Source organism: Parviterribacter multiflagellatus, assembly GCF_056863265.1.
In genome coordinates this window covers 1-25,000 of sequence record NZ_JBXPIZ010000016.1, presented here as the reverse complement: position 1 = coordinate 25,000, position 25,000 = coordinate 1, and the positions used below count along the sequence as shown (strand labels likewise).

Annotated in this window: 23 protein-coding genes and 1 pseudogene; 16 read left to right on the top strand and 8 right to left on the bottom strand. The window is 75.0% G+C overall.

Annotated features, from left to right (window positions below; translation table 11 throughout):
• The first annotated feature begins 52 nt into the window (after window positions 1-52).
• The 4 genes from AC1UE5_RS27680 to AC1UE5_RS27665 all read left to right on the top strand — a co-directional run bounded on the left by AC1UE5_RS27680 (window position 53) and on the right by AC1UE5_RS27665 (window position 5,356).
• Window positions 53-1,138 carry a Gfo/Idh/MocA family protein gene (locus AC1UE5_RS27680; RefSeq protein ID WP_482929183.1) on the top strand — a complete coding sequence of 362 codons (1,086 nt, stop codon included), beginning with the start codon at window positions 53-55 and terminating at the stop codon, window positions 1,136-1,138.
• A gap of 81 nt (window positions 1,139-1,219) precedes the next feature.
• Entirely contained in the window at window positions 1,220-2,725 is a 1,506-nt protein-coding gene (locus AC1UE5_RS27675; protein WP_482929182.1) for an MFS transporter, read from the top strand.
• On the top strand, window positions 2,718-3,644 hold the full coding sequence (nudC, locus tag AC1UE5_RS27670) for an NAD(+) diphosphatase (protein ID WP_482929181.1): 927 nt from the start codon (window positions 2,718-2,720) through the stop codon (window positions 3,642-3,644). Before AC1UE5_RS27675 ends, nudC begins: the two co-directional genes overlap by 8 nt.
• 119 nt (window positions 3,645-3,763) lie before the next feature.
• Complete coding sequence (locus AC1UE5_RS27665) at window positions 3,764-5,356, top strand: hypothetical protein (protein ID WP_482929180.1); 1,593 nt, start codon at window positions 3,764-3,766, stop codon at window positions 5,354-5,356.
• A 133-nt stretch (window positions 5,357-5,489) separates the two neighbouring features.
• Here the strand turns inward: AC1UE5_RS27665 and AC1UE5_RS27660 are convergent, their stop codons facing one another.
• Both AC1UE5_RS27660 and AC1UE5_RS27655 read right to left on the bottom strand, forming a co-directional pair.
• Window positions 5,490-7,145, bottom strand: coding sequence for an alpha-amylase family glycosyl hydrolase (locus AC1UE5_RS27660; RefSeq protein WP_482929179.1), 1,656 nt, complete (start codon window positions 7,143-7,145; stop codon window positions 5,490-5,492).
• 21 nt (window positions 7,146-7,166) lie between these two features.
• Window positions 7,167-7,841, bottom strand: a complete 675-nt coding sequence (locus AC1UE5_RS27655) for a FadR/GntR family transcriptional regulator (protein ID WP_482929178.1) — start codon at window positions 7,839-7,841, stop codon at window positions 7,167-7,169.
• 75 nt (window positions 7,842-7,916) lie between these two features.
• Between AC1UE5_RS27655 and AC1UE5_RS27650 the strand changes: the two genes are divergently transcribed.
• The 5 genes from AC1UE5_RS27650 to AC1UE5_RS27630 all read left to right on the top strand — a co-directional run bounded on the left by AC1UE5_RS27650 (window position 7,917) and on the right by AC1UE5_RS27630 (window position 12,584).
• Window positions 7,917-9,011 carry a M24 family metallopeptidase gene (locus AC1UE5_RS27650; RefSeq protein WP_482929177.1) on the top strand — a complete coding sequence of 365 codons (1,095 nt, stop codon included), beginning with the start codon at window positions 7,917-7,919 and terminating at the stop codon, window positions 9,009-9,011.
• A gap of 38 nt (window positions 9,012-9,049) precedes the next feature.
• On the top strand, window positions 9,050-10,309 hold the full coding sequence (locus tag AC1UE5_RS27645; protein ID WP_482929176.1) for an ABC transporter substrate-binding protein: 1,260 nt from the start codon (window positions 9,050-9,052) through the stop codon (window positions 10,307-10,309).
• A complete protein-coding gene (locus tag AC1UE5_RS27640; protein WP_482929175.1) occupies window positions 10,309-11,235 on the top strand; it encodes a carbohydrate ABC transporter permease in 927 nt (308 codons plus the stop codon). The genes AC1UE5_RS27645 and AC1UE5_RS27640 overlap by 1 nt, the downstream gene beginning before the upstream one ends.
• Window positions 11,232-12,140 (top strand): carbohydrate ABC transporter permease, encoded by a 909-nt coding sequence (locus tag AC1UE5_RS27635; RefSeq protein ID WP_482929174.1) that lies wholly within the window; start codon window positions 11,232-11,234, stop codon window positions 12,138-12,140. The genes AC1UE5_RS27640 and AC1UE5_RS27635 overlap by 4 nt, the downstream gene beginning before the upstream one ends.
• 114 nt (window positions 12,141-12,254) lie before the next feature.
• Window positions 12,255-12,584: a hypothetical protein gene (locus tag AC1UE5_RS27630; RefSeq protein WP_482929173.1), complete on the top strand. Its 330-nt coding sequence runs from the start codon at window positions 12,255-12,257 to the stop codon at window positions 12,582-12,584.
• Here the strand turns inward: AC1UE5_RS27630 and AC1UE5_RS27625 are convergent.
• The 6 genes from AC1UE5_RS27625 to AC1UE5_RS27600 all read right to left on the bottom strand — a co-directional run bounded on the left by AC1UE5_RS27625 (window position 12,581) and on the right by AC1UE5_RS27600 (window position 18,349).
• A complete protein-coding gene (locus tag AC1UE5_RS27625; protein ID WP_482929172.1) occupies window positions 12,581-13,219 on the bottom strand; it encodes a bifunctional 4-hydroxy-2-oxoglutarate aldolase/2-dehydro-3-deoxy-phosphogluconate aldolase in 639 nt (212 codons plus the stop codon). The two genes, AC1UE5_RS27630 and AC1UE5_RS27625, sit on opposite strands and share 4 nt — an antisense overlap.
• Entirely contained in the window at window positions 13,216-14,169 is a 954-nt protein-coding gene (locus AC1UE5_RS27620; protein WP_482929171.1) for a sugar kinase, read from the bottom strand. Before AC1UE5_RS27620 ends, AC1UE5_RS27625 begins: the two co-directional genes overlap by 4 nt.
• The gene (locus tag AC1UE5_RS27615; RefSeq protein ID WP_482929170.1) at window positions 14,162-15,298 is read right to left on the bottom strand and encodes a mandelate racemase/muconate lactonizing enzyme family protein; all 1,137 of its coding nucleotides are present in this window, start codon (window positions 15,296-15,298) and stop codon (window positions 14,162-14,164) included. The genes AC1UE5_RS27620 and AC1UE5_RS27615 overlap by 8 nt, the downstream gene beginning before the upstream one ends.
• Window positions 15,295-16,494 (bottom strand): sugar ABC transporter permease, encoded by a 1,200-nt coding sequence (locus AC1UE5_RS27610; protein WP_482929169.1) that lies wholly within the window; start codon window positions 16,492-16,494, stop codon window positions 15,295-15,297. Before AC1UE5_RS27610 ends, AC1UE5_RS27615 begins: the two co-directional genes overlap by 4 nt.
• Window positions 16,491-17,183 (bottom strand): ATP-binding cassette domain-containing protein, encoded by a 693-nt coding sequence (locus AC1UE5_RS27605; RefSeq protein ID WP_482929194.1) that lies wholly within the window; start codon window positions 17,181-17,183, stop codon window positions 16,491-16,493. The genes AC1UE5_RS27610 and AC1UE5_RS27605 overlap by 4 nt, the downstream gene beginning before the upstream one ends.
• 71 nt (window positions 17,184-17,254) lie before the next feature.
• The gene (locus tag AC1UE5_RS27600) at window positions 17,255-18,349 is read right to left on the bottom strand and encodes an ABC transporter substrate-binding protein (protein WP_482929168.1); all 1,095 of its coding nucleotides are present in this window, start codon (window positions 18,347-18,349) and stop codon (window positions 17,255-17,257) included.
• Window positions 18,350-18,501: 152 nt separating this feature from the next.
• Here AC1UE5_RS27600 and AC1UE5_RS27595 point away from each other — a divergent pair, with 152 nt between their 5' ends.
• From AC1UE5_RS27595 to AC1UE5_RS27565, 7 genes and pseudogenes are all read left to right on the top strand, one after another.
• Window positions 18,502-19,182: a GntR family transcriptional regulator gene (locus AC1UE5_RS27595; protein ID WP_482929167.1), complete on the top strand. Its 681-nt coding sequence runs from the start codon at window positions 18,502-18,504 to the stop codon at window positions 19,180-19,182.
• Window positions 19,179-19,976: an SDR family NAD(P)-dependent oxidoreductase gene (locus AC1UE5_RS27590; RefSeq protein WP_482929166.1), complete on the top strand. Its 798-nt coding sequence runs from the start codon at window positions 19,179-19,181 to the stop codon at window positions 19,974-19,976. Before AC1UE5_RS27595 ends, AC1UE5_RS27590 begins: the two co-directional genes overlap by 4 nt.
• A 27-nt stretch (window positions 19,977-20,003) precedes the next feature.
• On the top strand, window positions 20,004-20,384 hold the full coding sequence (locus tag AC1UE5_RS27585) for a sensory rhodopsin transducer (protein WP_482929165.1): 381 nt from the start codon (window positions 20,004-20,006) through the stop codon (window positions 20,382-20,384).
• Window position 20,385: 1 nt separating this feature from the next.
• Window positions 20,386-21,048, top strand: coding sequence for an HAD family hydrolase (locus tag AC1UE5_RS27580; protein ID WP_482929164.1), 663 nt, complete (start codon window positions 20,386-20,388; stop codon window positions 21,046-21,048).
• A 3-nt stretch (window positions 21,049-21,051) separates the two neighbouring features.
• Window positions 21,052-22,152: an ABC transporter ATP-binding protein gene (locus AC1UE5_RS27575; protein WP_482929163.1), complete on the top strand. Its 1,101-nt coding sequence runs from the start codon at window positions 21,052-21,054 to the stop codon at window positions 22,150-22,152.
• A 63-nt stretch (window positions 22,153-22,215) separates the two neighbouring features.
• The gene (locus AC1UE5_RS27570; protein ID WP_482929162.1) at window positions 22,216-24,474 is read left to right on the top strand and encodes an ATP-binding cassette domain-containing protein; all 2,259 of its coding nucleotides are present in this window, start codon (window positions 22,216-22,218) and stop codon (window positions 24,472-24,474) included.
• Between the two features lie 153 nt (window positions 24,475-24,627).
• Window positions 24,628-25,000: pseudogene (locus AC1UE5_RS27565) on the top strand (hypothetical protein); the annotation flags it as partial.

The following is a 25,000-nucleotide window of genomic DNA, read 5'->3' as shown; positions in this document are numbered from 1 at the left end:
CGGAGGAACCCGACGGGCGGCAGGGATGCCGCCCGAGTCACGGAGGACAGAGATGAACCACAACCCCACCCAGCCGGTGCGCGTGATCGTCGTCGGCGCGGGAGCGCACTACCGCAACGCCCACCACCGGGCGATGCTCGCCGACCCGCAGCGGTTCACCATCGCCGCGATCGCGGACCCCGGCCCGGGCGCCGCGGCGCTCGCCGACTCGGTCGGCGCGCAGCACTTCACGCACTTCCGGGACGCGTTCGCGCTGGTCGACGCGGACGTGGCGATCGTGGCCACGCCGCCGGCGCTCCACCGCGAGCCGACGGTCCTCGCGCTCCGCGCGAACCTCGACGTCCTGTGCGAGAAGCCGCCGGCCATCGCGCTCGACGACGTCGTCGCGATGCGCGACGCCGCCGAGGAGACGGGCCGCACGATCATGTACGGCCTCAAGTACGCGTTCCAGACGCCGGCGGTCGAGCCCTACCTGGCGAACGACCGGCTCGGCGCGTTCCTCCACGGGCGCGCCGCGTGGACGCGCGCGCACGGCATCCCGCCGTGGGACGCCGCCACCGTCCGCACCCAGCACGGCGGCGGCGCGTTCATCGACTTGGGGCTCCACCCGCTCGCCGCGGCGCTCGCGGCGCTCGGGTTCCCCCCGGTCGCCTCGGTCGAGATGCGCGCCTACGGCTACCGCGGCTCTCAGCTGCGGCTGCTGACCGGCACCGGGCTCGACGTCGAGCACCACGTCAAGGGCCGCCTGCTCTTCGAGGCGGGCCAGACGCTGGAGTTCGAAGTCAGCTGGGAGGCCGACCTCGAGCCCGGCGAGCGCGTCGGGTTCGAGCTGGCGTTCGAGCTCGGCACGCTCCGGGTGCCGCTCGCCACCACCGACCCGGTCCCGCCGGTGCCGGTGGCGATCAGCCACACCGGCGGCGTCTACCAGCGCACGGAGCTGCTGGAGCCGGCGTCGCTGACCGAGCACCCGACGTACTCGGCGCAGCTCCGGCGCCTGTACGAGATCCGGCAGGGCACGGGCCGCGCCCCGGTCGACGCCGCCCGCGGAGTCGACCTCATGCGGCTCGTCGCGGCGGCGTACGAGTCCGCCCGCCAGGGCGGCCGGCCGATCCGGCCCGACCTGACGCCGGCCGGCTGATCCACCCGCACGTTCCCATCCGATTCCGCCGGGCGGGCCGCACCGCGGCCCGCCCGGCCCCTCACCCACGAGGAGCAAGGAATGTCCAACCACACGTCAGCACGGACGCTGGCGGCGTTCGGCGCGGTCGCGCTCGCGGCCGTGTTCTTCATGAACGGCGGCACGGCCGCGGGCTGGTTCCCGCACGTCGGCGGCGCGAAGTCGGCGCTCGGCCTCGACGAGGCCCAGATGAGCTGGGTGCTCATGGCCATGCCGCTCGGCCTCCTCTCCGCGGGCCTGCTCGTCCCGCGGGCCATCGCGCGGCTCGGCACCCGCGCGGTGCTCGTCGCGTCGATGGCGCTGTACGCGGGCGGCATCGGCCTCGCCGGCTACTGGAGCACGACGTCGGCGCTGCTCGTCGCCGCCGCGCTGTTCCTGGCCGGCGCCGCGAACATCGGCCTCGACGTCGCGATGAACGCGCAGGCCGGCGCGCTGGAGAAGGCGACCGGGCGGACGCTCAACGCCTACTTCCAGGCCGCGTTCAGCGTCGGGCAGCTCGCCAGCGCGTTCATCGCCAGCGCGGCCATCCAGGCCGGCGGGGGCGCGTGGCCGCACCTCGGCGTCGTCGCGCTCGTGGGCCTCGCGCTGGCCTTCACGGCGCCGCTCGCGCTGCCCAACCGGCGCGAGCCGCGCACCCGCATGGGCCGGCCGAACCGCCGGCTGCTGCTCCTGACCGGCGTCGGCATCGCGGTGCTGATGGTCGAGGGCACGGTCGCCGACTGGAGCAGCGTCTACCTGCGCGAGCAGCTCCACCGGCCCGAGCTGGCCGGCTGGGCGTACACCGGGTTCGCGTTCATGATGGTGCTCGGCCGGCTCGTGAGCCCGCGGCTCGCGGACCGGTTCGGCCTGCGCGGCGTCATCGCGGGCAGCGCGGCCATCGTCGGCGCCGGCGGCCTGCTCGTCGTCACCGCCCCGACCGCGACGCAGGCGCTGGCCGGCTTCGCGGTCGTCGGCCTCGGCGCCGCCGGGATCTTCCCGGCGGTCATGTCCGCGACCGGTGAGCGGCCGCACGAGCTCGCCCTCGTGACGACCGTCTGCTACGCCGGGTTCTTCGCCGGGCCGCCGCTGATCGGGTTCGTCGCGCACGCCACGTCGATCCGCACGGCGCTCGTCCTGATCGTGGTGCTCGCCGCCGCGATCGCGCTGCTCGCCGGCCGGGTGCGCCGCAGCGTCCGCTGGACGCTGGGCGCGCAGCCGACGCAGCTGGTGGCAGGCCACGCGGACGCCTCAGGCCCCTGGGCCGGCGTGCGGTGGGCGCAGATCGGCGCGCTCGCGGCGCGGGCGCTGACGGCCGGTGCGCCGGTCGCGGGCCGCGACGGGCTGCGGCTGCTGGCCGACGACGCGCGGCCGCTGGTCGTCGTCGTCCGCCCGGGCGCCGGGGAGGGCGAGCCCGCCGAGCTGCTCGCGGTCGCGGCCACGCGGCACGAGGCGCTCGGTCTGGTCGCCGGCGAGGAGGAAGCCCCCGCGCCGGTGGAGCGCTCGCGGCGCATCGCCCACGTCCTCGACCTGCTGGCCGCCGCGCCGGCGGAGAGGCGGGGCGATGTCTGAGCGGCGGATCGTCCACACGGGCGGCACGCACGACCGGGCGTCGGCCCGGCGCCCGGACGGCGGGTGGCTGGCCGCGCAGGCCCGCGATCCGCGCGCGCGGGCGCTGCGTGTCGCCCTGCCGGCCCGCAGCGCCACGCGCGCACCGGCCGGCCGCATCCCGGTGCGGACGGCGACCCGCGGGCCGCAGCTGGAGCTGGTGCCGCTGGCCGGTCTCCAGCCGCTGCCGGACGGGGACCTCATCCTCGTCGGGCTGCACGGGGACGCGCCGCTGTTCGCGGCACCGGTGGCGCAGCCGGGGCCGCTCGCGCCCGGCGCGTGGTGGGCGGACCTCGCCGTCGTGGCGCCGCTGCTGCCGGTCGCCGAGGCCGCGCTCGTCGCCCACGCGCTCCCGCTCGTCGAGTTCGCCCGCCGGCACCGCCAGTGCGGCGCCTGCGGGGCGCGGATGGCGCCGGAGGAGGGCGGCATCAAGCGGCGGTGCAAGGGCTGCGCGGCGCCGGCCTGGCCGCGGACCGACCCGGTCGTGCTCGCCCTCGTCCACGACGAGGAGCGGGTGCTGCTGGGCCGCGAGCGCGGCTGGCCCGAGCGCGACTTCTCCCTCCTCGCCGGGTTCGTCGAGCCCGGCGAGAGCGCGGAGGAGGCGGTCGTCCGCGAGATCGGCGAGGAGGCGCGTGTCCGCGTCGGCGATCTGCGGTGGTTCGGGTCGCAGCCGTGGCCCTATCCGCACGAGCTGATGCTCGGCTTCTTCGCCCGCTGGCTCGACGGCGTCGCCGCCCCCGGCGACGACGAGCTCGCCGAGGTCGGCTGGTTCACGCGGGAGGAGGTCGCGGCGGCCCTGCGGGGCGACGCCGCGCCCTTCGATCCGCCGGCGGCCGACACCCTCGCCCACACCATGCTCGAGGCGTGGGTGAGCGGCGGCTGAGCCGTCCATCTGCGGCTCCGGTCCGCGCCTCCGTGGCGCGGGCCGGGGTCGCCCTTTTTTTTGGCCGTTAACTAGTTGTTCACGCAACGATAACGGCCCGGAGCTCCTGAGGAGGAGTCATGGAGGTCTTCCGTTCCGAGGCGCGCGTCGCCGGGACGATGAACGCGCTGGGCACGCTCGCGTGCGGCGCGTTCCTCGCGCCCGTGCTGTCCGACGTCGCCGCCGACCTGGGCACGGGCGTCGACAGCGTCAAGCAGGCGACCGCGCTCTCGCTCGGCCTGAGCCTCGTGCTCGCGCTGGCCGAGCTGCTCACCGGCCGCTCGCTGCTGTGGCGCCCCGTGCTGCTCGGCGGCCTGGTCGCCGGCGGCGCGGCGTTCGCGGCGCTCGCCGCCGTCCCGTCGCTGCCGATGCTCTACGCGGCCACCCTGGTCGCGGCGGTCAGCGCGTGCGCGGCGATGCCGCTCCGCGCGGTCCTCGCGCACCGTCATCCCGGCCTGGACGGCACGTTCAACGCCCGCGCGCAGGCCATTGCGTACGGGGTGCAGACGGCGTTCCCGTTCCTGACCGCCGCGACGGCGCTCGCGTCGTGGCGCATCGCGGCCGCGCTGCTGGCGGCGTGGATGCTCGCCCAGGCGTGGGCGGTGCGCCGGGTCGCGCTGCCGCCGGCCGCCGGGCGCGCGGGTGCCGGCGTGCCGATGCTCGACGTCCTGCGGGTGTCCGAGCTGTGGCGCGCGCTGTTCGGCCTCGCCACCGGTCAGCTCGCGCTGTTCTACCTCGGCTCGTCGCTGGAGCCGACGATCCGCGCGACGCTCGCGCCCGAGCTGGGGCACCTTCCGGCCTTCGCGCTGACGGTGTCGGTGATCGTCGCGGCGATCGGGGCGGCGCGGCTCGGCAGCCTGCCGTTCCTCGCCTACTACGGCCGCCACGCGAACACGCGCGAGAAGACCGCGGGACGCGTCGCGTCCCGGTGGACGGTCGCGGCGGCCGGCGTCGCCGCGCTGAGCGCGGGGGCCACCGGGATGCTGCCGGGCGTCGCGGTCGTCGTGCTGATCGCCGTCGCCGCGGCGCTCGCGGAGATCGGCAACAACTCGGTCGCGACCGTCTCGCGCACGTACGTCGGGCGGATCGCGGTGCGCGCCGTCGCGCTGTCGACCGTGGTCACCGCCGGCGCGCGGTACACGGGCGCGCAGCTCGCGGTGGTGACGCCGTGGGCGTGGTTCTGCGCGCTGTGGGTCGTGCTCGCGCTGGCGACGTGGATGCTCGTCGGCCGCGGCGCGCGGCATCCGATCGCGCGCGGCCCGCTGCGCGGCGACGGGACGCTCGGGCTCGAGCTCGCCGCGGGCGCGACCGCGGCCGACCAGCAGCTCGCGATCGTCACGCGCGGCGGGGCGACGACGGTGACGCGCTGCCGCGAGCACGACCGGGTCACGTTCCGCGTCCCGCTCGTGGCGGAGGAGCGCACGTCACCCCGCGTGCGGCGACTGGTGATCCACGTGCGGTGGGGCCTGCGCCCGCGCGCGCCGCGGCGCGCGGCGGGCACGCTGCGGTTCGGGGGCCGGATCCCGCTCGCCGGGCCCGACGGCACGACCCGCGCCACCGTCGTGTGGCTCGGCGGGAGCGGCACGTGGACGCTGGAGGGCAGCCGCACGACGCTCCGCTCGGCCTCCCTCGCCGGGCCGCTCTCCTACGCGACCGAGCGCCACATCGCCTGACCCGACGGAAACCGTCATCTCGCCGCCGCACTCGCGGCGAGATGACGGTGAGCGTCGCCTGGGGACGGTCACCGACATCTCGTGCCACGCCGCGGCGCGAGATGTCGGTTCCCGTCACCCTTTTTTTGGCTGTCTACTGAACGTTGACGTTCATCTCAACGACGACGCCCTCGTCGGGGCGCAGCGCGAGGTCGGTCCCCGTGCCGCCGGTGCCGTCGAGGTGGGTCGAGAGCAGAACGCGGCCGGCCCCGGGGAGCCGCACGGTGCGCACCTCGCCGGTGAGGTTGAGCGCGATCGCGAGGCGCTCGCCGCCGAGCGAGCGCTCGACGAGCAGGCAGCCGTCGGCGCCGGGGTCGTGGAGCGTCAGGTCGCCGAGGCGCAGCGCGCGGCGCTCGCGGCGCAGGGCCAGCAGCGCGCGGTAGAGCGCGAGGACCGAGCGCTCGTCGCGCAGCTGCGCGTCGACGTTGCGCGTGCCCACGTCGGGCACGAGCGGCAGCCACGGCGTCGCGCCGGCGGGCGCGAACCCGGCGAGCGGCCCCGCGTTCCACGGCAGCGGCGTGCGGCCGGGATCGCGGCACGGGCCGCCATCGGCGTCCGCGAAGCCGTCGCGCTGGAGCTCCGGCGGGACGTCGACGTCCGCCATCCCCAGCTCGTCGCCGTAGTAGAGGAGCGGCGTCCCGCGCGCGGTGAGCAGCAGCATCGCCGCCACGCGCGCCTGCGCCTCCCCGTACCGCGTCGCCAGCCGCGAGCGGTCGTGGTTGCCGAGGTTGTTGACCGCCCACGCCCCGTCCGGCAGCGCGGCCTCCAGCTCGCGCAGCCCGGCCGCGACCGGCCCGGCCTCCCACGGCGTCTCGATCAGCGAGAAGTTCAGCGGCAGGTGGAGCTCGTCGAGGTCCGCCCCGTAGTACTCGGCCCAGTCGCTCCACGGCATCACCTCGACCTCGCCGATGGCGATGCGGTCGCCGTACTCGTCGAGCAGCACGCGGATGTCGCGCAGCACGCCGTGCAGGTCCGGGTGGCGCCGGTCCATCGTGTGCAGCTGCGTGTGGAAGTCCGGGTGCTGGTTGTCGTACGGGTTCTGCTCGCCGTCCGGGTTGGGCGGGTTGTCGCGCAGCTCGGGGTCCTTCATGAGCATGTGCGCGACGTCGATGCGGAAGCCGTCGACGCCCCGATCTAGCCAGAAGCGCAGCACGTCGAGCATCGCCGCGCGCACCTCGGGGTTGCGCCAGTTCAGGTCGGGCTGCTCGCGCAGGTGCGAGTGCAGGTAGAACTGGCCGCTCCCCTCGTCCCACTCCCACACCGAGCCGCCGGCCTCGCTCACCCAGTTGTTGGGGAGCGCCTCGCCCGGGCGCGCGTCGGCCCACACGTACCAGTCGCGCTTGGGATCCTCGCGCGAGGAGCGCGACGCTTGGAACCACGGGTGCTGGTCGGACGTGTGGTTGGGGACGTAGTCGACGATGATCCGCATCCCGCGCGCGTGCGCGGCGGCGAGGAGCGCGTCGACGTCCTCCAGCGTTCCGAAGCGGGGGTCGACCGCCGTGTGGTCGGCGATGTCGTAGCCGCCGTCGCGCCACGGCGACACGAAGAAGGGCGAGACCCACAGCGCGTCGACGCCGAGCTGCTCGTCGAGGTACGGCAGCGCCGCGGTGAGGCCGCGCAGGTCGCCCCACCCGTCGCCGTCCGCGTCGCGGAAGCTCGGCAGGTACACGTGGTAGATGACCGCCTCGTGCCACCAGGCCGCGGTCTCGGCGATGGTCCGGCCGCCCGGCCGGTCGGTCGCTGTGCTCATGACTCCCCTGTGGATCGATGATCAGGCGAGGCCGACGCGCTCGTGGCGCCGGGCGGCCTCCGCGACGTAGGCGCTCATCCGCGCCGCCGCCTCGTCCGCGTCCTCCGTCCGGACGGCGTCCAGCACCCCACGGTGCTGCGCGAGCTCCCACTCGCCGTGGCCGTCCTGCGCCGCCAAGCCCTCCGCGTGCTCGGCGAGCACGCCCGCCAGCGCCGCCGCGAAGCCCGCGAGCACCGTGCTGTGCGCCGCCCGCGCGAGCGCGAGCTCGAAGCGGTCGGCCGCGCCGGCCGCCTCGACGAGCGCCGCCAGCTCCTCGTCGGTGCGCCGCTGCGCCGCCAGGCGCGCGATCTCGGGCGCGACGACGGCGCGCGCCTCGAGCAGGTCGCTCGTGACGCCGTGCGCGAGCGCGGCGGTGAGCGGATCGGCCCCGCGTTCGGGGTCGGGCGCGGCCACGAAGACGCCCTGGCCGTGCCGGACCTCCAGCATGCCGAGCATCGCGAGGCCGTTGATCGCCTCGCGGACGGTCGAGCGCCCGACGCCGAGGGCCGCCATCAGCTCGCGCTCGGACGGCATGCGCGTGCCCGGCTCCAGCCCCTTGCCCCGGATCTCGCCGAGGAGCTGCTTGGCGACCTGCTCGGCCAGCTTGCTGCGCGGGACCCGCGCCAGCGAGAGGGAGGACGTTGACAAGTCGGTCACAGGCGGTACGGTAGCAGGTGTGCAGGTCATCAGACCAGTAGACGAGCAGATGAACTTCTCAGCGGGGACGCGCCAGTGAGCGCCGCCCAGATCGAGCTCGCAGCCGCCCGCGGCGATGCCCTCGACCGTGCGCGGCTGCGGGCGCTGAGCGACGCGGCGGCCGCGCTGGACGCGGCCGCGCTCCTCCTCTCGGACCCCGCGTCCGTGCGGTGGCTCGGCGTCCGCGGCGGCGACGGCGTCCACGTCCTCGTGACCGCGGGCGATGCGCTCCTGGTCGCCGCGCCCGGCGCCGAGCCGGACGCCGACGCGCTGATGGTGCGCGGCGACGACGGCTCCCCCGCGGCGCAGGCCGGCGCGCTGGCCCACGCCCTCGTGCACGCGGGCATCGGCCCCGACGAGCCGGTCGCGGTCGAGCCCGCGGCGCTCGCGTTCGGGACCGCGCAGGGCCTGGGCGAGCGGCTCCACCGCGACGCGTCCCCGGCGATCGGCCGCCTGCGCGCGGTCAAGGACGCCGATGAGCTCGACCGCATCCGCGCGGCCGCCGCGCTCTCCGACGCCGGCCACGCCGCGCTGCGCGACGCGCTCGCCGCGGACGTCACCGAGCTGGAGCTGTGGCTCGCCGTCCAGGCGGCGATGGCCCGCGCGGCCGGGGCGCCGGTCCCGGCCGAGGTCGACCTCATGGCCGGCCTGCGCACCGCGCTGATCGGCGCCCCGCCGACGCTGCGTGCCGCCGCGCCGGGCGACGCCGTGCTGCTCGACCTCGCCCCCGCGCACGACGGCTACCACGCCGACTCGTGCGTGACGCTCGCGTGCGAGCCGGCGCCCGCCGCGCTGCGCCGCCGCCACGACGTCGTCCGCCGCGCGCTCGACCGCGGCCTCAACGCGGCGCGCCCCGGCGTCACCGCCGGCGAGGTCGACGCGGTGATCCGCGACGAGCTCGCCGCCGCCGGCCTGGAGTGCCCGCACCACACCGGCCACGGCGTCGGCGCCGCGGCCCAGGAAGGGCCCTGGCTGGTCCCCGGCGCGGACGACGTGCTGGAGGCCGGGATGGTCCTCGCGCTCGAGCCGGGCGCCTACGGCGGCGGCTTCGGCGTCCGCCTCGAGCACCTCGCGGTGGTCGCCCCCGACGGCGCCCGCCCGCTGACGAGCCACCCGCTCGACCTCACCTGAACCCACGACCCACGAACCCCTCCGGAGGTCCCACTCCCATGCATGTCCGAACCGCCACCGCCGCGCTCGCCGCGGCGTGTTGCCTCGCCGCCGCCGCGTGCGGTGACAGCTCCGACGGCGGCGCCGCCGCCGGCGCCGAGAAGCTCACCGCCGAGGAGGGGAAGGCCAGCGGCAACGTCACCTTCTGCGTCGCCGAGGACACCACCGGCTCCATCGGCGAGGCGATCAAGCAGTTCAACGCCGGGGGCGCCGTCAAGGTCAAGCTCCTGGAGATGCCCGAGTCCGCCGACGAGACGCGGGCCCAGCAGATCCAGCGCCTGCGGGCCAAGGACCCGCAGTGCGACGTGCTCGGCATGGACGTCATCTGGACCGCCGAGTACGCGGCCCAGGGCTGGCTGCGGGACGTCACCGACGTCGTCGCGCCGATGAAGGACGAGCTGATCCCGTCCACGGTCGCCAGCGCGAACTACGAGGACAAGTACTGGGCCATCCCGTACGTCACCGACGCCGGGTTCCTCTACTACCGCAGCGACAAGGTCGACGCTGCCCCGGCCACGTGGCAGGAGGCGTACGCCGAGGCCAAGGACACGGGCGGGCTGGTCTACCAGGGCTCGCGCTACGAGGGCCTCACCGTGCACTTCCTCGAGCTGCTGTTCAGCGCCGGCGGCCAGGTCCTCGACGAGGAGGGCACGAAGTCCGCCATCGACGGCCCGCAGGCGCGCGAGGTCCTGACGCTGATGCAGTCCGGCATCAAGGACGGCGCGGTGCCCAAGGCGGTCGTCACCTACGCCGAGGAGGAGGCCCGCCGCGCGTTCGAGGCCGGCAAGGCGTCGATGATGCGCAACTGGCCGTACGCCTACGCGCTGGGCAAGCAGTCGGACATCAAGGACGACTTCGAGGTCGCCCCGTTCCCCAAGTGGGAGGGCCAGGGCGCCAGCGGCATCCTCGGCGGCTACAACCTCGGCGTCTCGGCCTTCTCGAAGAACCCGCAGGGCGCGCTCGCGTTCGCGCAGTACATGGCGGGCGAGGAGGCGCAGCAGATCGCCGGCAAGCGCACGTTCCCGCCGGTGCGGGTCGCGACCTACGACGAGCCCGCGGTGCGTGAGGCGATGCCGTTCGCCGACACCCTGCGCGAGGCGGCCACGCAGGCCGAGCCGCGCCCGGTCACGCCGGTCTACTCGCAGATCTCGCGGGCGATCGCGGACCACGTCAGCAGGGTCCTCGCGGGCAAGGAGACGCCCGACCAGGCCGCGACCGGGATGGCGAAGGACATCGACGGCGCGCTGAGCACCTTCTGATGCAGCTCCCCCTCCAACGGGGCCGGCGGTCCGCGCAGCGCGCGGACCGCCGCCTGGCGGCGCTGCTCGTCAGCCCGTCCGTGATCGTCATCGCGATCGTCGCGGCGTACCCGATCGGGTACGCCGTCTGGCTGTCGCTCAACGAGTACAGCGTCCGCGTCCCGGGCCTGTCGCGCTTCGCGGGCCTGCGCAACTACGAGACGGCGCTGAGCGACCCCGAGTTCTGGAACGCGCTGCTCGTGACGCTCGCGTTCACGCTCGTCTCGGTCGGGCTCGAGCTCGTGCTCGGCCTGCTGATGGCGCTCGTGATGCACGAGAAGTTCCGCGGCCGCGGCGTCCTGCGGGCGGTCGTGCTGACGCCGTGGGCGGTGCTCACGGTCGTCGCCGCGATCATCTGGCGCGCGCTCTTCGAGCCGCAGCTCGGCCTGGTCAACAGCGCGCTGTCGACGTTCGGGCTGCCCGGCGCCGACACGGTGTGGCTGGGCGAGTCGGTCCCGGCCTTCTCGGTGATGGTCCTCGCCGACGTGTGGAAGACCGCGCCCTTCATGGCGCTGCTGCTGCTCGCCGGCCTGCAGACGATCTCGGCCGAGCTGTACGAGGCGGCCCGCATCGACGGCGCGTCGACGTGGCAGCGGTTCCGCAACGTGACCTGGCCGCTGCTGCGGCCCGCGCTGTACGTCGCGCTGATCTTCCGCACGCTCGACGCGCTGCGCCTGTTCGACCTGCCGTACGTGCTGACCAAGGGCGCGAACGGCACCGAGACGCTGTCGCTGTACGCCTACAACAAGCTCACCACCGAAGGCATCGTCGGGCTCGGCTCGGCGCTGTCGGTGCTGACGTTCGGCGTCGTCATCGGCGTCTCGCTGCTGTACCTGCGCGCGATGGGCGGGAGCCTGCGCGGCATGACCGAGGAGCGGGACGCATGAGCGCGACGAGCGAGCTGCCTCGCACGCGCACGCGCGCGTGGAGCACGGGAACGCGGCGGCGCAGCCGGACGGGCGCCCAGCGGTCGACGCGCCAGCGCGTCGCGCTCCACCTCGGCGCGGTGCTGATCGCGCTGTTCTGCCTGGCGCCGTTCTACTGGCTGGTCAACGTCTCGCTGAAGACGGGCCAGGACCTGTCGAGCGCGACGGTGGTGCCGGAGAACCCGACGCTGGCGAACTACCGCTCGGTCCTGTCGGACGGCGACTTCCTGCGCGCGCTGCTCAACAGCATGGTCGTCGCCTCGATCACGACGCTCGTGGCGGTGGGGATCGGCGCGTGCGCCGGCTACGCGCTGGCGCGGCTGCCGCTCAAGCGCAAGCACCTGGTGCTCTTCCTGATGCTGGCGATCTCGACGTTCCCGCCGATCTCGATCGCGGCCCCGCTGTTCAAGCTGTGGACCGACGTCGGGTTCTACAACACGTACCAGGGGCTGATCCTGCCCTGCCTGGCGTTCGCCCTGCCGCTCGCGGTGTTCATCCTCACCTCGTTCTTCCGGGAGATCCCGCGCGAGGTCGAGGAGGCGGCGCGGGTGGACGGCGCGACGCGGATGCAGGCGTTCCGCCACGTGCTCCTCCCGCTCGCGATGCCGGGCATCGCCACGGCCGGGCTCCTGACGTTCATCGCGACGTGGAACGAGTTCCTGTTCGCGATCACGCTCACGAGCAGCCCCGAGGCGCGCACGGTGCCGGCCGCCATCGCGTTCTTCACGGGGAGCGCGCGGTTCGAGGTCCCGCTCGGGACCATCACGGCCGCCTCGGTGATCATCACGGTGCCGCTCGTGCTGCTCGTCGTGGTGTTCCAGCGGCGGATCGTCGCCGGCCTCACCGCCGGGGCCGTCAAGGGCTGACCGCGATCACGGACGGTGATCGGCCCGGGCACCGATCGGCGTTGAGGCGCCGGCCGGTGCCCGGGAGCCTTGACCGGGCACCGCTCGACCAACGACCTGCGGAGGAACCCCACGATGCCTGAGCTGCTGCAAGACGGACTGCCCGAGCGGGCGGCCCGCTCGAAGTTCGACTTCACCCGCTGGGCGGACGGCAAGGCCTGGAAGTTCGTCAAGGGCCAGGACTACGACAGCTCGACGGAGACCTTCCGGTACAACGTCAAGCGCTGGGCCAAGGCGAACGGCTACGAGGTCGAGCTGGTGCCGTACGCGGCGCTCGACCGGGAGGGCCGGGAGATCCCGGTCACGAAGGCCGACCCGGTCGCGCTCGGCGTGCGCTTCCAGCCCGAGGGCACGGGCGCGAACGGCGCGTCTGCCAACGGCAACGGCGCCGCCGCGGCGGCCTAAGCCGCGACGGCCGCCAGCAACGGCGCGACGCGCTCGGCCAGCGCGGCACGGTCCGCGTCCGAGCGCACCACCGGCGGCGCCAGCGCGCCGCCCACGCCGACGGCCCAGGCGCCGGCCTCGAGCCAGGCGCCGGCCGTCTCGGCCGTCACGCCGCCGGTCGGCACCACGCACGCGTCGGGGAACGGCGCGCGCAGCGCCTTCAGGTAGCCGGGCCCGAACTGGCCCGCGGGGAAGAGCTTGGCCGCGTGCGCGCCGCCGTCGAGCGCGCCCATCAGCTCCGACGGCGTGAGCACCCCGGCGATCACGGTCAGGCCGGTCTGCCGCATCGCGTCGAGCACGCCGGGCACGGTGCCCGGGCTGACCAGGAACCGCGCGCCGGCAGCCGCGGCGGCGTGCGCGTCGAGCGGCGTGCGGACGGTCCCGGCGCCGACCAGCGCGCGTCCGGCATGGCGCTCGGCCAGCACCGCGATCGCCGCCGCGGCGTCGGGGACGGTGAACGTGACCTCCAGCGCGGTGACGCCGCACGCGACGAGCGCGTCCCCGACGGCCACCGCGTCCTCCTTGGAAGGGCTGCGGATGACCGCGACGACGCGGCGGTCGCGCAGCTCGGCCAGGCCCTCCTGTCCGCGCGTCATCGCTCGGCGGCGGCGGTCGTGCGGCCCAGCGCGGCGAGCGCCTCGCGCTCGCGCGGGAGCCCTTCCAGGTCGCCGTGCGCGGCGACCGACGCGGCGCCGCACAGGACGGCGAACCGCAGGCGCTCCTCCTCGTCCCACCCGCGCAGGCGACCGGACAGGTAGCCGGCAGCGAACGCGTCGCCGGCGCCCACGGTGTCGACGACCGCGACCTCGCGCGCGGGCACGACGACCGCGCCGGCCGCCGTCACCGCGGCGGCCCCAGCGGCGTCGTGGACGACGAGCGTCTGCCCACCGTCCTCGCGCACGTGGCTGCGCAGCGCGTCGAGGTCGTCGGTGCCGAACAGCGCGTGCGCCTCGGCGCGGGAGAGCAGCACGACGTCCGCCGCGGCGACCAGCCAGCCGAGCGCGTCGGCGACCGTGCGGCCCGCGAGGAGGTGGTGGCGCGCGTTGACGTCGACCGAGATCGGGATGCCGCGGTCGCGCGCGGCGGTGACGGCGGCGCGCAGCGTCAGCGCGCACGGGCCGTGGAGGAGCGCGGTGACGCCCGTGACGTGGAGCAGCCGCGCGTCGAGCAGCGCGTGCACCTCGTCGGCCGTCAGCTCCAGGCGCGAGCCCGCCGAGCCGCGCCGGTGGAAGAGCGTGCGCAGCCGGCCGCCGAGGCCGGTCTCGCGCAGGTAGACGCCGGTCGGCGCCTCGGGGTCGACCGAGACCGCGCGCGGGTCGACGCCCTCGCGCCGCAGCACGCCGGCGACGAGCTCGCCGACCGCGTCGTCGCCGAGCCGCCCCGCCCACGCGACGCGGTGGCCGAGCCGCGCGAGCCCGACCGCCACGTTCAGCTCGGTGCCGCCGACGCCGAGCCGGGCCAGCGGCGCCGCCGCGAACGTGGCGTCGCCGAACGGCAGCACGACGCCGAGCGCCTCGCCCAGCGTCGCGACGTCCAGCTCAGGCACGGAGCACGGCGCCGTCGTCGCTGTACCGGGCGACCGCCTCCGGATCGAGCTGCACGCCGAGGCCGGGCGTCTCCGGGATGGCCAGCAGCCCGTCGTCGTCGAGCTGCCAGGGCGACTCCGCGATGCCGTCGATGTACGCCGAGCCGACGATGTACTCGACCAGGTCGCAGTCCGGCAGCGCCGAGGCGAGCTGGAGGTCGGCGGCGAGCCCGATCGCGGTGTTCCAGCCGTGCGGGATCAGGCGGATGCCGTTCTCCTGGGCCATCCATCCGATGCGGCGCGACTCGCTCAGCCCGCCGACCTTCGTCACGTCCGGCTGCACGATGTCGAGCGCGCGGCCCTGCAGCCACGGGCGGAACGACTGGCGCCGCGTGAGCACCTCGCCGCCCGCGATCGGCACCCGCGCGCGGGCGCGCAGGTCGGCGTAGTCCTCCAGCGCGTCGGGCCGCAGCGGCTCCTCGAACCACGCGACGTCGTAGTCGTCGAGCATGTCGGCGGTGCGCAGCGCCCACTTCAGGCCGTTGGGCCACAGCAGGTCGCTGCCGCCCGCGTCGACCATCAGCAGCGCGTCGGCCCCCGCCGCCTGGCGGGCCGCGCCGACGATCGCCTCGTCGAGCTCCGGGCTCACCCGCCCGAACGGCCCCCAGCCGATCTTGAACGCGCGGAAGCCGAGCGCGGCCGCGGCGTGGATCTTCTCCGCCATCTCGGGCGGCCGGTCCATCAGCAGCGACGCGTACGGGCGCACGCGGTCGCGGTAGCGCCCGCCGAGCAGACGCCCGACCGGCTGGCCCGTGACCTGGCCGAGCAGGTCCCACAACGCGAGGTCGATGCCGCTGATCGCGTGCGTGACCGCGCCGCCGCGGCCGGTCCAGAACGTCGCCTGGTGGAGCTTCTCGCTGACGCGCTCGGGCTCGAGCGCGTTCTCCCCGCGGTAGAGCGGCTCCAGGTGCTGGATCGCCGCGCGGACGAGCCGCTCGTCGTTGAAGACGCTGCCGACTCCGACGAGGCCCTCGTCGGTGTGCACGGCGACGAGCGTGTGGACCGCGTCGTCGGCGGCGAGCTCCTCGGTCCAGCCGCCCTTCGGGGTTGCGCCGCGCAGGCCTGCGCAGCGGATCTGGGTGATCCTCATGTCTCTCCTCGCCGGGTCCGCGCGTCGACGGTGACCGCCAGCAGCAGGACCGCGCCCGTGATCATGAACTTGGCCGACGTCACCAGGCCGAGCAGGTCCATCCCGTTGGAGATGGAGCCGATGACCAGCGCGCCGAGCAGCGCCGCCCAGACGGTCCCGCGCCCGCCGAACAGGCTGGTGCCGCCGATGACGGCCGCGGCGATCGCGTTGAGCAGCAGGTCGCCCGCGCCGGAGCTCTGGTTGACCGCGAACAGCCGCGACGCCGCGATGATGCCGCCGAGCGCGGCGAGCGCCCCGGCGGCGGTGAAGACGATGACCCGCACGCGGTCGACCGGGACGCCGGTGCGCCGCGCCGCCTCCGCGTTGCCGCCCACCGCCATGATGTGGCGGCCGAGCGTCGTGCGGCGCACGATCTGGTCGGTCCCCGCGACGAGCGCGAGGAGGATGACCAGCGCGAGCGGCACGCCGCGGTCCGCGTTGAGCACGGCGACCGCGATCGCCCCGGCGCCCGCGATGGCGCCGAACTTCAGCGCCGTGCGCGACCACGGGTCGACCGCCAGGCCGAGCGCCGCGCGCCGCCGGCGCGTCCGGGCCGTGCCGGCCGCCACGACGGCGACCGCCCCGACGAGCAGCGCCCAGCCGCCCGCGGCGGGCAGGAAGTCCTGCGCGAGCGAGGTGATCGCCGGGTCGCTCAGGTTGAGCGACCCCGTGTCGCCGAGCACCGCGAGCAGCGCGCCCTGCCAGGCCAGCAGGCCGGCGAGCGTGACGACGAACGCCGGCACGCCGGTGCGCGTCACCCACAGGCCGTTGAGCAGGCCGATCGCCGCGCCGGTCGCGACGCCGGCGCCGATCGCGACCGGACCGGGCAGGCCCGAGCGCACGTTGAGCACCGCCATCACGCCCGCGGCGAACCCGCTCACGGCGCCGACCGACAGGTCGATCTCGCCGATGAGCAGCACGAGCACGACGCCGATCGCGATCGTCCCCGTCGCCGCGATCTGCAGCGCGAGGTTCGACAGGTTCTCCGGCGACGCGAAGTTGCCGTTGAGCAGGGTGAACGTCACCCACGTGAGCGCGAGCGCGCACGCGACGGGGAGGAGGCTGACGTCGCCCGCGCCGGCCTGGCCGGCGGGCAGCAGGTCGCTGAGCCGCCGCCACGAGCGCGGCGGCTGCGGGGGCACCGAGAGCGCGCTCATGCCGCCACCTCCGTCCCGACGCCGGTGATCGCGGCGACCACCTCGGCCTCGCTCACGTCGCCCACGCGGTACGTGCCGGCGACCGTGCCGAGCCGCAGCACGACGATCCGGTCGGCGACGCGGAAGACGTCGGCGAGGTTGTGGCTGATGACGAGCACGGCGATGCCGCGGTGGCGCAGCGTCCGGATCAGCTCCAGCACCTGCGCGGTCTGCGCGACGCCGAGCGCCGCGGTCGGCTCGTCGAGCAGGACGATCCGCGGCGAGCCGAGCAGCGCCCGCGCGATCGCCACCGTCTGGCGCTGGCCGCCCGACAGCGACGCGACCGCGGTGCGCAGCGACGGCAGCGTGCGGACGGCGAGCTCGTCGAGCAGCCGCCCCGCCTCGTGCTCCATCTCCGGCTCGGCGAGCCAGGCGCTGCGCGGCGCGCGCTGCTCGCGGCCCAGGTGCAGGTTCGCGACGACGTCGAGGTTGTCGCACAGCGCGAGGTCCTGGTAGACGGTCGCGATGCCCTGCGCCGTCGCGTCCTGCGGGCCGCGCAGCGTGACGGGCTCGCCGCCGATGCGCAGGTCGCCCGCGTCCAGCTCGTGCGCGCCGGCGAGCGCCTTGACGAGCGTCGACTTGCCGGCGCCGTTGTCGCCGACGAGCGCGACGACCTCGCCGGCGTGCAGGTCGAGGTCCACGCCGTGCATCGCGCGGACCGAGCCGTAGCTCTTCTCGCCGCCGCGCAGCGTGAGCACGGGCGGCGTGGCGGGCCCGGGGATCACTCGATCCCCGCCTTCGCGCACGCGTCGGCGTACTCGGCCGTGCAGATGTCGGCGGCCTTCCAGTAGCCGTCGGCGATGACGGTGTCCTTGACGTCCGCGGCGGTGACCGCGACCGGCTCGAACAGGACCGACGGCACCTTCTCCGCGCCGTTGTCGACCTCGACGAACTTCAGGCCGGCGGGCGGCTCCTCGCCGCGCAGCAGCGCGACCGCGAGCTGCACCGCCGCCAGGCTCTGCTTCTTGATCGAGCGGTAGACGGTCATCCCCTGCGTGCCCGCGAGGACGCGCTGGAGCGCCGCGATCTCGGCGTCCTGCCCCGTCACGGGCGGGAGCGGCTCGACGCCGGCGTTCGTCATCGCCGCGATCGCGCCGCCCGCCGTGCCGTCGTTGGCCGCGTAGACGCCGTCGATCTCGCCCTTGCCGAGCGCGGTGATCGCCTGCTCCATCTCGCGCTGGGCCTTGTCCGGGCTCCAGTCGGGGGTGTCGAACTCCTTGGCGAGCTTCAGGCCGCCGGCCTCCATCGCGCCCTTCGCGCCGCGCTTGAACAGGCGCGCGTTGTCGTCGGTGGGCGAGCCGTGGATCGCGACGACGGTGGCGCCCGGGTCGAGCTGCTCGGCGAGCCACTCGCCCTGCAGCCGCCCGACGGCCTCGTTGTCGAACGACACGTGGTAGTCGATGTCCGCGTCGAGGATGAGCCGGTCGTAGGCGATGACCGGGACGCCGCGCGACTTGGCCTGCGCGGCGATGCTGCCCGACGACGCGGAGTCGACCGGGTCGAGCACGAGCACGTCGGCGCCGTTGACCAGCGCGGCCTCGGCCTGCTGCTGCTGCTTCTGCGCGTCCTGCTCGGCGTTGCTGTAGAGCACCTCGCAGTCCGGGCACAGGCGCTCCACGTTGCGGAAGAACCACGGCCGGTCCTGCGTCTCGTACTGCGCGGTCTTGGACTCCGGCAGCAGGAACGCGATCTTGCCGCTCTCCTTGCCGCCCGACGCCGCGGCGCCGGTGCCCTCGTCGTCTCCGCAGGCCCCGGCGAGCGCGGCCAGCGCCGCTGCCAGCGTGGGAGCCGCCCAACGGCGACCTCTCTCGAACATCGCTCCTCCTCTGACGTCCTGGCCCACGGCGTGATCCCGTCGCCGTGGCGCCCTCCTGGGTTGGACCGTAGCACCGATTGTCGACAATCGGCAACCGACAATGTTGCTACGATCCGCGGCGACCTACCCGTCGAACCGTTGGAGGAGAGTCCGTGGCCGCTCCGCTGCCGCCCATCGGCCAGCAGTCGCGCCGTTCGCAGGTGGCGGACGCGCTGCGCGCCGCGATCACGAACGGGCGCTATCAGCCCGGGGATCGCCTGATCGAGCTCGATCTCGCGTCCCAGCTCGGCACGAGCCGCGCCCCCGTGCGCGAGGCGCTTCGCCAGCTGGAGACCGAGGGGCTCGTGGTCTCGTACCCCTACCGCGGGACCGAGGTCGCGTCGGTGTCGCAGGACGAGATCGAGCAGGTGCTCATCCCGATCCGCATGACGCTGGAGAAGTTCGCCTTCCAGAAGGCGCTGCCCGCGGTCGACGACGCGCTGCTCGACCAGCTCGCGGACCTGATCGGGCAGATGCGCGCCGCCGCCGACGCCGGGGACGCCGACGCGCTGGCCGCGACCGACGTCCGGTTCCACGAGCTGATCATCGAGCGCGCCGGCCAGACGCAGTGCCTGCAGATCTGGCGGACGATCGAGCCGCGCGTCCGCGCCTACTTCCGCCGCGACGCGCCGGCGCACCCGGCCCGCTACGCGGTCGCCGAGCAGCACGAGCGGCTGCTCGACGCGCTGCGCTCGGGTGACGAGGAGCGCCTGCTCGCCGAGCTCGACGAGCACATCCACACCTTCGTCCGCCGCGCCGACAGCGGCGCGGGCGCGGACGCGGGCGCGGCGTGACCGGCCGCGCGGTCCTCGTCACGGGCGCCGGCTCGGGCATCGGGCGCGCGGTCGCGCTGCTGTGCGCCGAGCGGGGCGCGCGCGTCGCGTGCCTCGACGTCGACGCGGGCACCGCGGGGACGGTCGCGGTCGAGGCGCGGGCGGCGGGTGCGCCGGAGGCCGTGGCGCTGGCCGCGGACGTCAGCGACGAGGCGCAGGTCGCCGCGGCGGTCCGCGAGGCGGCGGACGCGTTCGGCGGGCTCGACGGCGCGCTCGTCAACGCCGGCATCGAGCGCAACGGGCCCGCGCACACGCTCGCGCTGGAGGACTGGCGGCGGACGATCGACGTCAACCTCACCGGCGCGTTCCTCACCTGCAAGCACGTCCTCGCCACCATGCTCGACGGCGGAGGCGGCGACGGCGGGGCGCTCGTCTGCACCTCGTCCCCGTCGGCGTTCGTCGGCTTCGCGGGCGGCGGCAACAGCGCGTACGGCGCGTCCAAGGGCGGCATCTCCGCGCTCGTGCGCTCGCTCGCGCTGGACTACGCCCGCCACGGCATCCGCGTCAACGCCGTCGTGCCCGGCGCGACCGACACGCCGCTCCTGCTCGCCGACGTCCCCGAGGACGACCGCGCCGAGGCGCGCCAGACGCTCGAGCGCCTCGCCGCCGAGCAGGTCCCGCTGCGGCGGATGGCCGACCCGCGCGAGATCGCGCGCGCCGCTGTCTGGCTGCTGTCCGACGAGGCGTCGTACGTCACCGGCACGCACCTGGTGTGCGACGGCGGCCTGCTCGCCAAGAGCCCCAACACCTTCTGACCGACCTCACCCCGGAGGAGAGACACGATGAGCATCGGATCGCGGACCTGGGTCATCGTCGACGGCTGGATCCCCGACGGCAGCACCGGCCGCGCGCCGGAGATGACGAGCCACGACACCGTCTGCGTGCTCAACGCGGGCGACACCGACGCGGCCGTCGAGCTGACGCTCCACTTCACCGACCGCGACCCCGTCGGCCCCTACCGCTTCACGGTCGCGGCCGGCCGCACGCACCACCAGCGCTTCAACGACCTCACCGACCCGGCGCCGGTGCCGATCGCCACCGACTTCTCGTGCGTCGTGCGCAGCGACCGGCCGGTCGTCGTGCAGCAGACGCGGCTCGACTCGCGGCAGGCGGCCAACGCGCTGATGTCGACGATCGCGTACGCGGTGCCCGAGGCGGCGTAGCGTGGGGCCGCGCCCGGTCGTCTTCGACATGGACGGCGTGCTCGTCGACTCCGAGCCGCTGTTCGAGCAGGCGTTCACCGCGTACGTGCAGGCCGCCGGGCGGCCCGACCTCGTGCCGTGGTTCGCGCGCACGCTGGGCCGGCGGCGGGAGGACTTCCTGCCCGAGCTTGCGGCCGAGCTCGGGCACGCGGAGGAGGAGGTCGGCGACGGCATCGACGCCGCCTTCTTCCCGCTGGCCGAGCGCGGCCTCGTCCCGATGCCGGGCGTCGTCGCCGCGCTGGAGCGGATCGACGGCGACGGCGAGCGGCAGATCGCGCTCGCCAGCTCCAGCCGCCGCACGTTCGTCGACCTCGTCCTCGACACGCTCGGCATCGCGCATCGCTTCGACGCGATCGCCACCGGCGAGGAGGTGCCGGACGGCAAGCCCGCGCCGGACGTCTACCTGCTGGCGGCCGAGCGGCTCGGCGTGTCGCCCGGCGCGTGCTGGGCCGTCGAGGACACCGCCGCCGGGCTCGCCTCCGCCAAGGCCGCGGGCATGCGCGTGATCGTCGTGCCCAACGCGCTCACCGCCGTGCAGGAGCTCGGCGCCGCCGACCACATCGTGTCCGACCTCGGCGAGGTCGCGGCGCTCGTCCTCGACCACGACCACCACCAGGAGCACTGACCCATGGCAGCGATCGGGCTGGACCGCGTCGCCAAGCGCTACCCCGACGGCTTCGCGGCCGTCACCGACATGAACCTCGAGATCGAGGACGGCGAGTTCATGATCCTCGTCGGCCCGTCCGGGTGCGGGAAGTCGACCGCGCTGCGGATGATCGCGGGGCTGGAGGACATCAGCGAGGGCGACCTGACCATCGGCGGCGAGGTGGTCAACGACCTCGCGCCCAAGGAGCGCGACATCGCGATGGTGTTCCAGTCGTACGCGCTCTACCCGCACATGACCGTGCGGCGGAACATGGGCTTCGCGCTGCAGCTGGCCGGGACGCCGAAGCAGGAGATCGAGCGGCGCGTGCTCGACGCGGCGCGCATCCTCGACCTCGAGCAGCACCTGGACCGCAAGCCCGCGAACCTCTCCGGCGGCCAGCGCCAGCGCGTGGCGATGGGGCGCGCGATCGTGCGCGAGCCCAAGGCGTTCCTGATGGACGAGCCGCTGTCGAACCTCGACGCGAAGCTGCGCGTCGAGATGCGCGCGGCGGTGTCGCGGCTGCAGAAGCGGCTGGGCACGACGACCGTCTACGTCACGCACGACCAGACCGAGGCGATGACGCTCGGCGACCGCGTCGCGGTGATGCGCGCGGGCGTGCTGCAGCAGGTCGCGCCGCCGCGCGAGCTGTACGAGCGGCCGCGCAACCGGTTCGTGGCGGGCTTCATCGGCTCCCCCGCCATGAACTTCTTCGCCGGCACGGCCGAGGGCGGCGCGGTGCGCACGGCGCTCGGCACGATCCCGCTGCCCGACGCGCACCGGCGCGCGGTCGAGACGTCCGGCGCGGCAGAGGTCGTCGTCGGCGTCCGGCCCGAGCACTTCGAGGACGCGGCGCTGGTGGGCGACCGGCCGGACGGCTGGACGTTCGAGGCGCAGATCGAGCTGACCGAGTCGCTCGGCGCGGAGATCTACGCGCACTTCCCCGCCGGCCCGGAGAGCGACGCGATCGCGCGCGTCGACGCGGCGAGCCGCGTCGCGGCGGGCACGCCGGCCCGGTTGTGGCTCGACGCCGCGCGCCTGCACCTGTTCGACGCGAGCGACGGCACGTCGCTGCTGCACGGCTGAAGCGGGCAGCTTCTGCCCGGTATGGGGCGGTGATCGGGGCGGCCGTGCGCCACGCTGGAGCGGATGGCGGACCTCGACCACATCGTCGTCCGGGGCGCGCGCGAGAACAACCTGCGCGACGTCTCGGTCGACATCCCCAAGCGCGCGATCACGGTCTTCACCGGCGTCTCCGGCTCCGGCAAGTCGTCGCTCGTGTTCGGCACGATCGCGGCCGAGTCGCAGCGGCTGATCAACGAGACGTACACGACGTTCATCCAGTCGTACATGCCGAACGTCGGGCGGCCCGACGTCGATGCGCTGCGCAACCTCAGCGCGGCGATCGTCGTCGACCAGGAGCGGATGGGCGCGAACTCGCGCTCCACCGTCGGCACCGCGACCGACGCGTACACGCTGCTGCGGCTCGTCTTCAGCCGCCTCGCCGAGCCGCACGCCGGGTCGTCGAGCGCGTTCTCGTTCAACGACCCCGAGGGCATGTGCCCGCGGTGCGAGGGGATGGGGCGCATCTCGACGGTCGACGTCGACGCGCTGGTGGACCGGGCGAAGTCGCTCAACGAGGGCGCGATCACGCTGCCGGGGTTCGGCCCGGGCTCCTGGCAGTGGCGGCTGTACGCGGAGTCGGGCCTGTTCGACCCGGACAAGCGCTTGGCGGACTACACCGACGCCGAGTGGGAGCTGCTCCTCCACGCGCCCGAGGACAAGGTCGAGATCGCCGGCATCAACATGCGGTGGGAGGGGCTCGTCGGGCGGTTCGAGCGCACGTTCCTCTCCAAGGACGTCGAGACCGCGCAGCCGCACGTGCGCGCGGCGATCGAGCGGGTGGCGACGTTCGCGACGTGCTCGGAGTGCGACGGCGCACGCCTCAGCCGGCGGGCGCTCGCAGCGCGGATCGACGGGCGCAACATCGCCGAGTGCGCGGCGATGCAGGTCGACGACCTCGCGGCGTTCGTCGCGGGGATCGACGCGCCGCAGGTCGCGCCGGCGCTCGCGTCGCTGCGACACACGCTCGACGGGCTGGCGGAGATCGGGCTCGGCTACCTGAGCCTCGACCGCGAGTCGGCGACGCTGTCGGGCGGCGAGGCGCAGCGGGTGAAGATGGTGCGCCACCTCGGGTCGAGCCTCTCGGACGTGACGTACGTCTTCGACGAGCCGACCGTCGGCCTGCACCCGCACGACGTCCAGCGGGTCAACCGGCTGCTGCTCGGGCTGCGCGACAAGGGCAGCACGGTGCTGGTCGTGGAGCACGAGCCGCAGGTGATCGCGCTGGCCGACCACGTCGTCGACATGGGCCCGGCCGCGGGGACGCACGGCGGGCAGGTCGTCTACGAGGGCGACCTCGACGGGCTGCGCGCGTCCGGAACGCTGACGGGCCGGCGGTTCGCGGAGGTGCGGCGGCTGAAGGACGCGGTGCGGACGCCGACCGGCGCGCTGCGGGTGGAGGGCGCGTCGCTGCACAACCTGCGCGACGTGACCGTGTCGTTCCCGCTCGGGGTGCTCGTCGCGGTGACCGGCGTCGCGGGGTCGGGGAAGAGCTCGCTGGTGCACGGCTGCCTGGCGCGTCAGCACGCGCAGGTGACGGTGCTCGACCAGGCGCCGATCCGCGGCTCGCGCCGCTCGAACCCGGCGACCTACACGGGGCTGCTCGACCCGGTGCGCAAGGCGTTCGCGAAGGCTAACGGGGTCAAGCCGGCGCTGTTCAGCGCGAACTCGGAGGGCGCGTGCCCGGAGTGCAAGGGCAACGGCGTGATCTACACGGACCTCGCGTTCATGACCGGCGTGGTGAGCGTGTGCGAGGCGTGCGAGGGCAAGCGCTTCCAGCCGTCGGTCCTGGAGTACCGGCTGCGCGGGGCGTCGATCGCGGACGTGCTGGCGATGCCGGTCGAGCAGGCGGCGGAGTTCTTCGTGGAGAAGCCGGTCGCGCGGATGCTCGCCGCGCTCGCGGACGTCGGCCTCGGCTACCTGCGGCTCGGCCAGCCGCTGACCACGCTGTCGGGCGGCGAGCGCCAGCGCATCAAGCTCGCGATCGAGGTCGAGCGCGCGTCGGAGGTGCTGGTCCTCGACGAGCCGACCACCGGCCTGCACATGGACGACGTCGACCGCCTGGTCGGCCTGCTCGACGACCTCGTCGACCGCGGCTCGTCGATCATCGTCATCGAGCACGACCTCGACGTCGTCGCGGCGGCCGACTGGGTGATCGACATCGGCCCCGGCGCGGGCCACGACGGCGGCATGGTGGTGTTCGAGGGCCCGCCCCACGCGCTGATCGAGGCGGAGGGCTCGCTCACCGGCCGCCACCTCGCCGAACGCCTCGCGGTCGCGGCCTGACGCGCCGCTGCGGGCGACGCGGCACGACTTCGACTCGGATAGCGAGTCGAAGTCGTGCCGGGTGAGTGGCACGGGAGGTTCGTGCGAGGGGGAACGGGTCGGGCGCGAGGGCGGCGGGTACCCCCGCCGTGTCGCCCACCCCGGCGCCGTGCCATGCCCCACCGTCTGACCTCGATCGCCCTCGGCGCCTGCCTGGGCGCGCTGCTCCTCCTCGTCCCCGGTCCCGCCGACCGCGCGCCGACCGCGTCCGCGATGGTCGCGATCGGCGGCGGCGCGCCGCAGGGCGACCAGCGGGCGCGGCGGGAGCTGGCGCAGCGGCGGGCGACCTGCCGGCGGCTGAACCAGCGGCGGCGGCGCGGGCAGGAGCGGACGGTCGCGCAGCGCAAGCGGCGACGTGCCGCGTGCCGGGCCGCGGACCGGCTGGCGCAGCGCCTCGAGCGCCCGCGCGCGCCCGCGCCGATCCCCTCCACGCCTGCTCCCGCCGGGCCGCCCGCGCCCGTGCCATCGGCCGCTCCCGCGCCGGTGC

Coding starts and splice junctions, on each gene's coding strand:
- AC1UE5_RS27675 (WP_482929182.1), top strand. CDS start 1,220: ATGTCCAACCACACGTCAGCACGGACGCTGGCGGCGTTCGGCGCGGTC.
- AC1UE5_RS27605 (WP_482929194.1), bottom strand. CDS start 17,183: ATGCACGGCGTGGACCTCGACCTGCACGCCGGCGAGGTCGTCGCGCTC.
- AC1UE5_RS27585 (WP_482929165.1), top strand. CDS start 20,004: ATGAGCATCGGATCGCGGACCTGGGTCATCGTCGACGGCTGGATCCCC.
- AC1UE5_RS27630 (WP_482929173.1), top strand. CDS start 12,255: ATGCCTGAGCTGCTGCAAGACGGACTGCCCGAGCGGGCGGCCCGCTCG.
- AC1UE5_RS27575 (WP_482929163.1), top strand. CDS start 21,052: ATGGCAGCGATCGGGCTGGACCGCGTCGCCAAGCGCTACCCCGACGGC.
- AC1UE5_RS27660 (WP_482929179.1), bottom strand. CDS start 7,145: ATGAGCACAGCGACCGACCGGCCGGGCGGCCGGACCATCGCCGAGACC.
- AC1UE5_RS27645 (WP_482929176.1), top strand. CDS start 9,050: ATGCATGTCCGAACCGCCACCGCCGCGCTCGCCGCGGCGTGTTGCCTC.
- AC1UE5_RS27635 (WP_482929174.1), top strand. CDS start 11,232: ATGAGCGCGACGAGCGAGCTGCCTCGCACGCGCACGCGCGCGTGGAGC.
- AC1UE5_RS27625 (WP_482929172.1), bottom strand. CDS start 13,219: ATGACGCGCGGACAGGAGGGCCTGGCCGAGCTGCGCGACCGCCGCGTC.
- AC1UE5_RS27640 (WP_482929175.1), top strand. CDS start 10,309: ATGCAGCTCCCCCTCCAACGGGGCCGGCGGTCCGCGCAGCGCGCGGAC.
- AC1UE5_RS27680 (WP_482929183.1), top strand. CDS start 53: ATGAACCACAACCCCACCCAGCCGGTGCGCGTGATCGTCGTCGGCGCG.
- nudC (WP_482929181.1), top strand. CDS start 2,718: ATGTCTGAGCGGCGGATCGTCCACACGGGCGGCACGCACGACCGGGCG.
- AC1UE5_RS27570 (WP_482929162.1), top strand. CDS start 22,216: ATGGCGGACCTCGACCACATCGTCGTCCGGGGCGCGCGCGAGAACAAC.
- AC1UE5_RS27600 (WP_482929168.1), bottom strand. CDS start 18,349: ATGTTCGAGAGAGGTCGCCGTTGGGCGGCTCCCACGCTGGCAGCGGCG.
- AC1UE5_RS27610 (WP_482929169.1), bottom strand. CDS start 16,494: ATGAGCGCGCTCTCGGTGCCCCCGCAGCCGCCGCGCTCGTGGCGGCGG.
- AC1UE5_RS27615 (WP_482929170.1), bottom strand. CDS start 15,298: ATGAGGATCACCCAGATCCGCTGCGCAGGCCTGCGCGGCGCAACCCCG.
- AC1UE5_RS27665 (WP_482929180.1), top strand. CDS start 3,764: ATGGAGGTCTTCCGTTCCGAGGCGCGCGTCGCCGGGACGATGAACGCG.